This window comes from Streptomyces scabichelini (assembly GCF_011045015.1).
In the GTDB taxonomy this organism is placed as follows: Bacteria; Actinomycetota; Actinomycetes; order Streptomycetales; family Streptomycetaceae; genus Streptomyces; species Streptomyces scabichelini.
In genome coordinates this window covers 1-11,948 of record NZ_JAAKZY010000285.1, presented here as the reverse complement: position 1 = coordinate 11,948, position 11,948 = coordinate 1, and the positions used below count along the sequence as shown (strand labels likewise).

The 11,948-nt window shown below is 68.2% G+C and carries 10 protein-coding genes and 1 other RNA gene; 9 read left to right on the top strand and 2 right to left on the bottom strand.

Going from position 1 to position 11,948, the window contains the following annotated elements:
* The first annotated feature begins 210 nt into the window (after positions 1-210).
* A complete protein-coding gene (prfB, locus tag G5C60_RS45880; protein WP_165269402.1) occupies positions 211-1,317 on the top strand; it encodes a peptide chain release factor 2 in 1,107 nt (368 codons plus the stop codon).
* Positions 1,318-1,621: 304 nt separating this feature from the next.
* Complete coding sequence (locus G5C60_RS45875; protein ID WP_165269400.1) at positions 1,622-2,269, top strand: LPXTG cell wall anchor domain-containing protein; 648 nt, start codon at positions 1,622-1,624, stop codon at positions 2,267-2,269.
* Between the two features lie 223 nt (positions 2,270-2,492).
* On the opposite strand, the gene G5C60_RS45870 is transcribed toward G5C60_RS45875, so the two are convergent.
* Entirely contained in the window at positions 2,493-2,684 is a 192-nt protein-coding gene (locus tag G5C60_RS45870) for a hypothetical protein (RefSeq protein ID WP_165269398.1), read from the bottom strand.
* 251 nt (positions 2,685-2,935) lie between these two features.
* On the opposite strand from G5C60_RS45870, the gene ftsE reads away from it, so the two are divergent.
* From ftsE to ssrA, 5 genes are all read left to right on the top strand, one after another.
* Positions 2,936-3,625 (top strand): cell division ATP-binding protein FtsE, encoded by a 690-nt coding sequence (gene ftsE, locus G5C60_RS45865; protein ID WP_033328283.1) that lies wholly within the window; start codon positions 2,936-2,938, stop codon positions 3,623-3,625.
* A 47-nt stretch (positions 3,626-3,672) separates the two neighbouring features.
* Complete coding sequence (ftsX, locus tag G5C60_RS45860) at positions 3,673-4,590, top strand: permease-like cell division protein FtsX (RefSeq protein ID WP_165269396.1); 918 nt, start codon at positions 3,673-3,675, stop codon at positions 4,588-4,590.
* A gap of 67 nt (positions 4,591-4,657) precedes the next feature.
* A complete protein-coding gene (locus tag G5C60_RS45855; protein ID WP_165269394.1) occupies positions 4,658-5,854 on the top strand; it encodes a S41 family peptidase in 1,197 nt (398 codons plus the stop codon).
* Positions 5,855-5,872: 18 nt separating this feature from the next.
* A complete protein-coding gene (gene smpB, locus G5C60_RS45850) occupies positions 5,873-6,352 on the top strand; it encodes an SsrA-binding protein SmpB (protein WP_165269392.1) in 480 nt (159 codons plus the stop codon).
* Between the two features lie 117 nt (positions 6,353-6,469).
* Positions 6,470-6,865: a transfer-messenger RNA gene (gene ssrA, locus G5C60_RS45845) on the top strand.
* Positions 6,866-6,959: 94 nt separating this feature from the next.
* On the opposite strand, the gene G5C60_RS45840 is transcribed toward ssrA, so the two are convergent.
* Positions 6,960-9,164, bottom strand: a complete 2,205-nt coding sequence (locus tag G5C60_RS45840; RefSeq protein WP_165269390.1) for an MMPL family transporter — start codon at positions 9,162-9,164, stop codon at positions 6,960-6,962.
* A 327-nt stretch (positions 9,165-9,491) separates the two neighbouring features.
* Between G5C60_RS45840 and G5C60_RS45835 the strand changes: the two genes are divergently transcribed.
* Both G5C60_RS45835 and G5C60_RS45830 read left to right on the top strand, forming a co-directional pair.
* Positions 9,492-11,252: a histidine kinase gene (locus tag G5C60_RS45835; protein ID WP_165269388.1), complete on the top strand. Its 1,761-nt coding sequence runs from the start codon at positions 9,492-9,494 to the stop codon at positions 11,250-11,252.
* Positions 11,243-11,887 carry a response regulator transcription factor gene (locus G5C60_RS45830; protein ID WP_165269386.1) on the top strand — a complete coding sequence of 215 codons (645 nt, stop codon included), beginning with the start codon at positions 11,243-11,245 and terminating at the stop codon, positions 11,885-11,887. Before G5C60_RS45835 ends, G5C60_RS45830 begins: the two co-directional genes overlap by 10 nt.
* Positions 11,888-11,948: the final 61 nt, after the last annotated feature.

The following is an 11,948-nucleotide window of genomic DNA, read 5'->3' as shown; positions in this document are numbered from 1 at the left end:
CCTCCCGCCGGTGGGAGGGTGCGGGTGGGTGGTGGTTGGTCCGTTATGGCTGGCGGGTGGATGTAGGCGCAGGCTTTTGCTTTTAGGGGCGCGGGGAACTGCGCGACAAGCCACAACGGGCCCGCAGTTGCCCACGAACCGCTGCCCACCACCCCCGTAGGCACCCCATCTCTCAGCCGGAGGCCTTGGCGGAGCCGTTACGCTGGGGGTGTGGCAGTTGTCGATGTATCCGAAGAGCTCAAGTCCCTCTCCGCGACCATGGAGTCAATCGAGGCCGTTCTGGACCTCGACAAGCTGAGGGCAGACATCGCCGTGCTCGAGGAGCAGGCGGCAGCGCCGTCCCTGTGGGACGACCCGGAAGCGGCGCAGAAGATCACCAGCAGGCTGAGCCACCTCCAGGCGGAGGTGAGGAAGGCCGAGGCGCTGCGCAGCCGGATCGATGATCTCAGTGTGCTCTTCGAGATGGCCGAGGAGGAGGACGACCCGGACACCCGTGCCGAGGCCGAGACCGAGCTCACCGCCGTCAAGAAGGCGCTGGACGAGATGGAGGTCCGGACGCTGCTGTCGGGGGAGTACGACTCCCGTGAGGCGCTCGTCAACATCCGGGCCGAGGCCGGTGGCGTCGACGCCGCCGACTTCGCCGAGAAGCTCCAGCGCATGTACCTGCGCTGGGCCGAACAGCACGGCTACAAGACCGAGGTCTACGAAACCTCGTACGCGGAGGAGGCCGGTATCAAGTCGACCACCTTCGCCGTCCAGGCGCCGTACGCCTACGGGACGTTGTCGGTGGAGCAGGGCACGCACCGGCTCGTGCGGATTTCGCCCTTCGACAACCAGGGCCGCCGGCAGACCTCGTTCGCGGGTGTGGAAGTGCTGCCCGTCGTCGAGCAGACCGATCACATCGAGATCGATGAGTCGGAGTTGCGGGTCGATGTGTATCGGTCCTCCGGACCCGGTGGTCAGGGTGTCAACACCACTGACTCCGCTGTGCGGTTGACCCACATTCCCACCGGGATCGTGGTGTCGTGTCAGAACGAGCGGTCGCAGATCCAGAACAAGGCCACCGCCATGAACGTACTTCAGGCGAAGCTGCTGGAGCGGCGTCGGCAGGAGGAGCAGGCCAAGATGGACGCCCTCAAGGGCGACGGCGGCAACTCCTGGGGCAACCAGATGCGTTCGTATGTCGTGCACCCGTACCAGATGGTCAAGGACCTGCGGACGGAGCACGAGGTCGGCAATCCGGAGTCCGTGTTCAACGGCGAGATCGACGGCTTCCTGGAGGCCGGAATTCGCTGGCGCAAGCAGCAGGAGAAGTAAGCGACTTTTACCGACGTCGTTTTGTCGACAGGGCAACTGCCGTTCATGGGACGGCAGTTGCCCTTTGTGCTGCCCAATGTCTGGGTTTTACGTCACACTCACATGTTGTCTCGGCCGTCATATGACCTTGATCTGGACATCACGGTCGCAACGACCTTGACGCTTCTTTGAAGAACAGGAAGGCTGACGCGCGGCATGCGTATCTCTGGGGCGCATGTGAACCGGGGGGCTGAGAAAGCGTCCCTGATGCCGTCGCCCCAGGCGCTGCTCCATTCACGATGAGCTATCTGGGGGTAGCAGGCAGATGACCAAGAAGACGCGGATCCGTGTCGCGCGGGTGGCCGCCGGCGCGGTGATCGCCGCCGGTGCTTCGCTGACCGCCGCGGGTGCCGCTTCGGCCCTCGACGTCGGCGTCGAGGTGGGCGGTCTGAGCGTCGGCGCGAGTGCCGACAAGGACGGTGTCAATGTCGGCCTCGGTGTAGAGGACCCGACGGACCCGCCGACGGAGATCCCGACGGAGCCTCCGACGGAGGAGCCGCCCACCGAAGAGCCGCCCACTGAGGAGCCGCCCACCGAGGAGCCTCCGACGGAGGAGCCGCCCACCGAAGAGCCGCCCACCGAGGACCCGACCGACGAGCCCACCGAGGACCCGACCGACCCGGGCAACGGCAACGGTGGTGGCAACGGCGGTGGCGGCAACGACACCGACCCCGACGGCGGCTCCCAGCCCGTCGAGCAGGGCGAGGGCAAGGAGAGCCTGACCGACACCGGCAGCGGTACCGACACCGGCTCCTCGGACACCTCGGCCCAGGGCACCGGCGGCGAGCTGGCCGAGACCGGTGCCGCCGAGAACGTCACGTTCCTGCTGATCGGCGCCGCCACGATGATCGCCGGCGGTGTCGGCTTCCGTATGCTGCCGCGCCTCATGAACGGCCGCGGCACCGCCGCCTGACGCATGTCACGGGCTGCCCTGCCCTGAGCGGCCTTGTGGGTTGAGTCCGGTGCGTCCCCGCGCCCCGTAAGGGGCGCGGGGCTGTGTCGATATGCGGCTCCGCCGCGCGGGCGCGACCAGCCCTCACCGGCCCGCAGGTCCGTCACCGTTCTTCCAGCGGAGCGCAGGCGTACGAACGCGAGAAAGGGCCCGGAGTCGAGACTCCGGGCCCTTTTCTCGTTCCCTAAGCTGTCTGGTGCGCCAGCAGGGCCACGGCCGCGATCAGTACGACCAGGAGCGAGATCAGCGTCATGGGGTTGAGGCCCGCGAACGGGCTCTCCTGCTGCAGCCGCTCCCTGTTCGCGCGGCAGACGGGGCAGCGGCCTTCATTGACGGGCGCGGCACAGTTCGCGCACACCAACCGGTCGTACGTCATGCGCTCGCCCTCCTTGCACCGGTTCTATGTATGACAACGCTCTCAGGAACGAGAACGTTCCCCCTCCACTGTGCCAGGTTCCCCGGATTTAGGCTCGGCTCCCCTTATCCTGCCCAGTCCTGGCGCATTCGAGCCCTTCCGTTGTGTGACAAAACGTGCAACCCTCGCGCAACCCCGGCCGTCGACTGCGCCCGCCCTCCGGGTTCGCGTATGGTCACGCTCACCTACCCCTGCTGACTCGTGGTGCATCCGTGATCCGATTCGACAACGTCTCAAAGGTCTACCCCAAGCAGACCCGTCCCGCACTCAGGGATGTCTCCCTGGAGGTCGAGCGCGGCGAGTTCGTGTTCCTGGTGGGCTCCTCCGGCTCCGGAAAGTCCACCTTCCTGCGGCTGATCCTGCGCGAGGAGCGCACCAGCCACGGCCAGGTCCACGTCCTGGGCAAGGACCTCGCGCGCCTGTCCAACTGGAAAGTGCCGCACATGCGCCGCCAGTTGGGGACGGTTTTCCAGGACTTCCGGCTGCTGCCGAACAAGACGGTCGGAGAGAACGTCGCGTTCGCGCAGGAGGTCATCGGCAAGTCCCGCGGCGAGATCCGCAAGTCCGTGCCGCAGGTGCTCGACCTCGTCGGGCTCGGCGGCAAGGAGGACCGGATGCCGGGCGAGCTCTCCGGTGGTGAGCAGCAGCGCGTCGCCATCGCGCGCGCCTTCGTCAACCGGCCGAAGCTGCTGATCGCCGACGAGCCGACCGGAAACCTCGACCCGCAGACCTCCGTCGGCATCATGAAGCTGCTCGACCGCATCAACCGGACGGGCACCACCGTCCTGATGGCGACCCACGACCAGAACATCGTGGACCAGATGCGCAAGCGCGTCATCGAGCTGGAGCAGGGCCGTCTCGTGCGCGACCAGGCGCGCGGCGTCTACGGCTACCAGCACTGACCGCACACTGTCCCGCAGCTGTCCATGGAAAGGCCTGAGTAGACGCCATGCGCGCCCAGTTCGTCCTGTCGGAGATCGGCGTCGGTCTCCGTCGCAATCTCACGATGACCTTCGCGGTCATCGTCTCGGTTGCCCTCTCCCTCGCCCTGTTCGGCGGCTCGCTCCTGATGAGCGACCAGGTGAGCACGATGAAGGGCTACTGGTACGACAAGGTCAACGTCTCGATCTTCCTCTGCAACAAGAGCGACGCGGAGTCCGACCCCAACTGCGCCAAGGGAGCGGTCACCACCGAGCAGAAGGACCAGATCCAGACCGACCTCAAGAAGATGTCGGTCGTCGACAACGTGCTGCACGAGTCGTCGGACCAGGCCTACAAGCACTACAAGGAGCAGTTCGGCGACTCCCCGCTGGCCAGCTCGCTCACCCCGGACCAGATGCAGGAGTCCTTCCGCATCAAGCTGAAGGACCCGGAGAAGTACCAGGTCATCGCGACCGCCTTCGACGGCCGTGACGGCGTGCAGTCCGTGCAGGACCAGAAGGGCATCCTGGACAACCTCTTCGAGCTGCTCAACGGCATGAACTGGGCGGCCCGCGCGGTGATGGCGATGATGCTCGTCGTCGCGCTGATGCTGATCGTCAACACGGTGCGCGTCTCGGCGTTCAGCCGTCGCCGTGAGACCGGCATCATGCGGCTCGTGGGCGCCTCCGGCTTCTACATTCAGGCGCCGTTCATCATGGAGGCCGCCGTCGCCGGACTCATCGGCGGTGGTGTCGCCTGTGCCTTCCTGCTGATCGCCAGATATTTCATCATCGACCACGGCCTGGCCCTCTCCGAGAAGCTGAACCTGATCAACTTCATCGGCTGGGACGCCGTTCTCACAAAACTGCCGCTCATCCTCGCCACGAGCCTGCTGATGCCCGCGCTGGCCGCGTTTTTCGCGTTGCGCAAGTATCTGAAGGTGTGACGCATGCCAATCGGGCCGTACTGCCAACCGGCGGTACGGCCCCTTCCGTTGTCCTAGACTCACCGGCATGTCAGGCCAAGACCTGTTCTGTCCGCCCCGCCGTATCCGCCGCGGGGCGGCCCTGACGTTGGTCTTCGCGAGCGTCCTCGCCACGGGTGCCGCGACCGGCTCCTTCGACGCCTCCGACCGGAATTCCTCTTCCCGGTCCACTTCCCAGCCCACCCGCTCCGCGTCCGCCGGGTCCCTCCGGCCTGCCGGAGACCAAAAGGACGTCGCCGACGCCGCCGCCGAGGCGATGGCCGACGGCAAGTCGCCCGTGGAGGCGGCCGAGCGCGCCGTCAGCCGCAGCGGCGACCGCTGGGGCGCGGTGTACTCCGAGGGGGAGTACGAGGAGTTCGAGGAGGCCCTCGACGGCGCCTACACCGGCGTCGGCCTGTGGGCCAGGCGCCAGCGCGACGGACGTATCGAAGTGACCCGGGTGCGGTCCGGCTCGCCCGCGGCCGACGCCGGGATCCGCAAGGGCGACCGGCTGCGCAGCATCGACGGCAGGCGCGTCGACGGCCGCCCGGTGACTGAGGTCGTCTCCTTGCTGCGCGGCGACGCCACCGACGCGGCCGCCGGTACGGCCGTCTCCCTGGGCCTGGAGCGCGGCACGCGCGCGTGGAGCGAGACGGTGCGCCGGGCGCGGCTGTCCACGGACCCCGTGACGGTGCGCGAGTTCGCCCACGACATCACCGTGATCAAGGTCGCCGCCTTCACCACGGGCTCCGGCGAACTCGTACGGTCCGCCGTGGACGGGGCACCCACCGGCGCCAGGATCGTCCTCGACCTGCGCGGCAACTCCGGCGGCCTGGTCAGCGAGGCCGTCACCGCCGCCTCCGCCTTCCTCGACGGGGGCCTCGTGGCGACGTACGACGTACGCGGTGAGCAGCGCGCCCTGCACGCCGAACTGGGCGGAGACACCTCCAGACCCCTGGTCGCGCTCGTCGACGGTGGCACGATGAGCGCGGCCGAGCTCCTGACGGGCGCCCTGCAGGACCGCGGACGCGCGGTCGTCGTGGGCTCCAGGACTTTCGGCAAGGGCTCGGTCCAGATGCCGAGCCGGCTGCCCGACGGCTCCGTCGCCGAGCTGACCGTCGGGCACTACCGCACTCCCTCCGGGCGCAGCGTCGACGGCGGCGGCATCAGCCCCGACCTCGAGGTCGAGGAAGGCGTCCTGGAACGGGCCGAGACGGTATTGAGTGGCCTCGGGGACCCCTCGTAGTGCGAAAATGGCCGCACTATGGCTAAGGAAAAAGGGCGCAAGCTGATCGCGCAGAACAAGAAGGCGCGGCACGACTACCTCATCCTCGACACCTACGAGGCCGGTCTGGTCCTCATGGGCACCGAGGTGAAGTCACTGCGCCAGGGACGGGCGTCGCTGGTCGACGGGTTCGTGGCGCTGGAGGGGCACGAGGCGTGGCTGTACAACGTGCACGTGCCGGAGTACAGCCAGGGCACGTGGACGAACCACAGCGCGCGCCGCAAGCGCAAGCTCCTGATGCACCGCGAGGAGATCGACAAGCTGGAGCAGAAGTCCCAGGAGACGGGTCACACGATCGTGCCCCTCGCGCTGTACTTCAAGGACGGCCGGGCGAAGGTCGAGATCGCGCTGGCGAAGGGCAAGAAGGAGTACGACAAGCGCCAGGCCCTGCGGGAGAAGCAGGACCGGCGGGAGACGGAGCGCGCGGTGTCGGCGGTGCGGAGGAAGCAGCGGGCGTAGAGGGTCCCCGGACCCCGGGGAATAGGTTGGCACCGACGTGCGTTGGTCACGTACGATGGCAACTGCACCCCACAGCGGGTGCGGGCCTCTCTTCGGAGGGGATTGAAAAATCAACATGGGGATGATCGGTTTCGACAGCGGATGTCGAAGCAGGGGAAGCGTGTCGAGGAAGCGGCCATGATCTCGTAAACCACAGGCCGAAAAAAATAATCGCCAATTCTAAGAGCGATTCTCCCCAGGCTTTCGCCCTCGCTGCCTGATTAAGTAGCGACGCGAAGCCTCCTGTAGTGGGAGTGTCAGCCCGGGAGTGTTCCCGACCCGGATCCTGGCATCAGCTAGGGAACTAAACCTTGATCCCGGTCACGGGGTGAAGAGGGAAATCAAACAGTGACTGGGCCCGTCGGCGACTTGTTCGCGTGATCGCCGGGGCCGAGAAAAGCGCAGCGAACTGCACACGGAGAAGCCCTGGTTCTGCACCGTTGGACGCGGGTTCGATTCCCGCCATCTCCACAACCCCATGTGAAGCCCCTGGCCTGTCACATTCCTCGGAATGTGACAGGCCAGGGGCTTTTTGTGCGCCTTGAGGCGGTGTGCGGTGCGGTACGGGTCAGACCAGTTCCGCCGGACGTTCACCCGCGGGCTTCTCGTCGGTGGGCGCGGGGCCGGGCACGAGTGCGTCGGCGTCGTCCATGTCCGGGTGGATGTCCGGGAGGATCCGGTCCAGGCGGCCGGGCAGCCACCAGGCGTGCCGCCCGAGCAGGCTCATCGCGGACGGGACGAGCACCATGCGTACCAGCGTCACGTCGAGGAGGACGGCCACGGCCAGTCCGAGGCCGAACACCTTGGTCGTGACATCCGAGCTCAGCACGAACGCACCGAACACACCGATCATGATCAGTGCCGCGCTCGTGATGACCCGGGCGGTGGAGCCGACGCCCTCGATGATCGCGGCACGCGGATCACCGTGGCACCGGTACTGCTCGCGCACCCGGCTGAGCAGGAACACCTCGTAGTCCATGGACAGTCCGAAGAGAATGGCGAACATGATCATGGGCGCCAGCATGAAGATCGGCATGGTTTCGTGGACACCGATCAGGCTCGCCCCCCATCCCCACTGGAAGACGGCGACGACGATTCCGTACGAGGCGCCGACGCTCAGGAGGTTGAGGACCGCGGCCTTGAGCGGCACCAGGACCGACCGGAACACGATCATCAGGATGATGAAGGACAGCGCGACGATGGCGCCCAGGAACCACATCATGCGCTCCTGGAGTTGCGCGGAGAGATCCTTCACCAGCGCGGTGTCGCCGGTGAGCAGCGGCTTCGCCTCCGTTCCGCTCAGTGCGGCCGGCAGTACGTCGTCGCGCAGGCGGTCGACGAGCTGGTCCGTCTTCACATTCTGCGTGGAGGTGGTCGGGGTGAGGGAGAACGTTGCCAGGTCGCCCTTCGGATTGAACGCGACGGCGCCCACGGAGGCGACGCCCGGATCGGCGCTCACCGCCCGGCCCACGCCGTCGAGTGCGGAGCGGTCGGCCCCGTTCAGCTCGATCACCACCTGGAGCTGACCGTTGAAGCCGGGGCCGAAGCCCTCGGCGAGCAGGTCGTACGATTTGCGCGTTGTGGTGCTCGAGGGGTCGTTGCCCGCATCGGGCAGGCCGAGCCGCATGGAGAAGACCGGCACGGTCAGCACACCGAGCAGGACGGTGGCGGCGATGCCGTAACGAACGGGCTTGCGCACCACCAGGGCGGACCAACGGCTCGACTTGGAGCTCGGGTTGTAGGCGGGCCGCTGCTTCACGAAGGGAATCCGCAGGCTGTTGAGCCGTGTGCCGACGAGCCCGAGCATCGCGGGCAGCAGGGTGAGCGCGGCGACCATGGTCACCGCGACCATCATCGCCGAGCTCCAGCCCATCACGGTCAGCATGGGGATGCCCGATATCTGCAGCCCGGCGATGGCCACGATGACGGTGACCCCGGCGAACAGCACCGACAGGCCGGCCGTGGCATTCGCGCGGCCTGCCGCCTCGGCCACGGGCATGCCGCCGGCCAGGTTCTGGCGGTGCCGGGCGAGGACGAACAGCGCGTAGTCGATGCCGACTCCGAGCCCCAGCATCATGGCGACGATCGTGGCGATCTTCGGGACGTCGATGGCACCGGACAGGAGGCCTATACCGCTCATGCCGACGAGGAGGGCCGCCAGCGCCACCACCACGGGCAGGCTCATCGCGACCAGCGAGCCGAAGGCGATCGCGAGGACCAGTACGGCCAGCCCGACGCCGAGCTTCTCACTGCCGCCTCCCTCATCGCCCTTCTCGCCGCCGAGGCCACCGTCGTACTCGACTTGCAGTCCGGCGGCACGGGCGGGCTCATGGGCCTTTTCCACGGCGTCGAACTGAGCTGCGTCGATCTGGTCCTTGGAGTCGAAGGCCACAGTCGCGAAGGCGGTCCGGCCGTCGGAGCTCACTGTGGGGCCCCGTGCGTCGTAAGGGTCGGACACCGTGACCACGCCCGGTAGCGCGGCGAGGTCGGTCCGGACCTCGGCCAGCGTCGCCTTGGCCGCGGGACCGGTCAGGCCTTCGTCGGAGTGATAGACGATGTTCGAGGTGAGGAGTGTCTCCTGCGGGAACCTGTCCTTGAGTGTGTCGGCAGCCCTCTGCGACTCCGCACCCGGCAGCCGAAAGGTGTCCGTGTTCGCGCCGCCGAAGGACTGGTTGAGCAGGAAGGCGGCGGCCACGATCATGATCCAGGTGAGGATTACGCGCCATGGGTGCCGGCCGGAGAAGTGTCCGATCCGGTAGAGCAGTCGGGACATGGTGGACCTTTCTGAGCGGCCTGAGGGTTCTGAGTTCTTGGGGATGTCTGGGCTTTGGGAGCGAGGACGGCGGGGCTCTTCCGGTTCGTCCTGGATCACCCGGGTCTTCATCTCGTCTCCTCGGCGGTGCGTTTCTGGTTGCCCTTCACGCTGACAGCGCGCGGTGGTGGCGGTAAGGCGGGCCACTGGCGGTTGCGGGGGGCGGGTTTCTGGTACCGCAGGAGGCGGTTTCTGGTATCGGCAAGGGCCGTTCCTGGTAGCCGCACGATCCTCGGAGTAGCGTGCGAGTGCGCCTCCCGCCATTTCCGGCAGGGGGGGAGGGGGGCCATGCCCAGGAACTCACCCGAGTTCGCGCGGCTGCGCGACCGGGCCGTGGAACCCACGCGGGCAGCCGTCGCCGCCGCGACGGCCGCCGCCATCGTCGCGGGCTTCGGCAGCCTGGTCGTCCTGGCGGCGGACGGCGACACGGACGCGGTGCACGCCGCTGTGCTTCTCTGGATGGCGCTGTCCTACGCCGCAGCCGGCCTCGTCGCATGGTGGCGCCGGCCGGCGAACCGCATCGGCCCTCTGATGATCATCACCGGCTTCAGTACGTTCGCGGCGGCGCTGACGTGGGCGGACAACACCGCTGTGCACACCGTGGGCGAGGCGTTCGACCTGGTTCCCCCGGTGCTGGTCCTGCATGTGTTCCTGGCGTACCCGGTCGGTCTGTTGAGGGGACGACCGGAGCGTCTGCTCGTCGCCACCGGCTACACCGCCGCCGTCGGCGGGCAGTTGGCGGTGATGATGCTCGGCGGCCTGGGCCCGGGGCTCAGGATCGTGCACGAGCCGGACGCGGCCACGTTGCTCCACAACGTCGAACTGATCGTCATCGCCGGGGTGTCCCTCACCGGCGTGGCACTGCTCGCCGTACGGAGACGGGCCGGAGGGCGGCCGCTGCGCCGGTCCCTTTCGCTGCTGGTCGACTCCTTCGCGCTGGGACTGGTGATGATCGGCGCCCTGCTGCTGGTCGGGGTGTTCGCGGGACGCGCGTTCCCGATGGTGCAGCACGTGAGCATCGCCGTGATCAGCCTCGCTCCGACCGCCTTCCTCGCCGGCCTGCTCAGCGCCCGGCTGGCCCGGAGCGCCGTCGCCGACCTCGTGGTCGAACTGCGGACCGAGCCGACGGATCTGCGTGCCCCGCTGGCCAGGGCGTTACGGGACCCGTCGCTGTCGTTGGTGTACTGGCTGCCGCAGTTCGGGAGTTGGGCCGACCAGGAGGGCAAACCCGTCGAACTGCCCACCGGCGGCAGGCGGATGGCCACGCTGATCGAGAGCGCAGGAGACGCCGGAGAAACCGGGGAGCCCGTGGCCGCCCTCGTGCACGACCCGGCCCTGAACGACGAGCGCGAACTGCTCGACGCGGTCACCGCCGCGGCGGCCATCGCGCTGGAGAACGGCCGGCTCCACGCGGAACTGCGGGCCAACGTCGACGAGCTGCGCGGCTCCCGTGCCCGGGTCATCGAGGCGGGCCAGAAGGAGCGCCAGCGGCTGGAACGCGACCTCCACGACGGAGCCCAGCAGCGGCTCATCGCGCTCTCCCTCGACCTGGGCATGCTGCAGGCGCGGCTCGACGGGGACGCCGCGGCCCGCGCCCTGCTGGCCCAGGCCAAGAAGGAGATCGCGGCCTCGCTGGGAGAGCTGCGCGACGTCGCACGGGGCCTGCACCCCGCCGTACTCAGCGCACACGGCCTCGCCGTCGCCCTCGAATCCCTCGCGGCGCGCGCTCCCGTGCCCGTACGCCTGACCGTCGGTCTGGACGGCAGGGTGGCCGAAGCCGTCGAAGTCGCCGCGTACTACGTCGTCTGCGAAAGCCTGGCCAACATCGGCAAGCACGCGCAGGCGACCGCGGCGACGGTGAGCGTCACCCGCGACGGCAGCCAGATCGTCATCGAAGTGGTCGACGACGGCCTCGGCGGCGCGGACACCGAAGGCGGCAGCGGTCTGCGCGGCCTCGCCGACCGCGTCGAGGCCCTCGACGGCCGCCTCCGGGTGTGGACGCCGCGCGGCGGCGGCACCCGAGTGAGGGCGGAACTGCCATGCGCGTAGCCATCGCAGAGGACAGCGTCCTGCTCCGGGAAGGTCTGGCCCGACTGCTCACGGACGCCGGTTTCGACGTGCTGGGCCGCTGCGGCGACGCCGACGAGTTACGCCATCTGATGCGCAGCCGACTGCCCGACGTGGTCATCCTCGACATCCGGCTGCCTCCCACGCACAGCGACGAAGGCCTGCGGGCCGCCGTGGAGATTCGCACGGCCCACCCCGGCATCGGCGTCCTCGTCCTGTCGCAGTACGTCGAACTCGGCCTCGCCATGAAGCTGTTGGCGGACTCCGCGGAAGGGGTGGGCTATCTGCTCAAGGACCGCATCAGCGACGTACCCGACTTCCTCGACGCCGTACGCAGGGTGGCCACCGGCGGCTCGGCCGTAGACCCGACCATCGTGTCCACGCTCCTGTCCCGGCGGCGCAGCGACGACCCGCTCGGCCAACTGACGCCCCGGGAACGCGAAGTGCTCGAACTCATGGCCGCCGGCAACTCCAACCAGGGGATCGCGAACCAGATGGTGATCTCGCTGCGCGCCGTGGAGAAGTACGTGTCGAGCGTTTTCGGCAAGCTGGGCCTGCCGGCGACCGGCAGTGAATCCCGGCGCGTACTGGCCGTGTTGCTGTTCCTGCGTGCCTGAACGGGGGAAAGGAACGGGGGAAACGGGTGGGGGCCGGTGGTCGCGACCACCGGCCCCCACC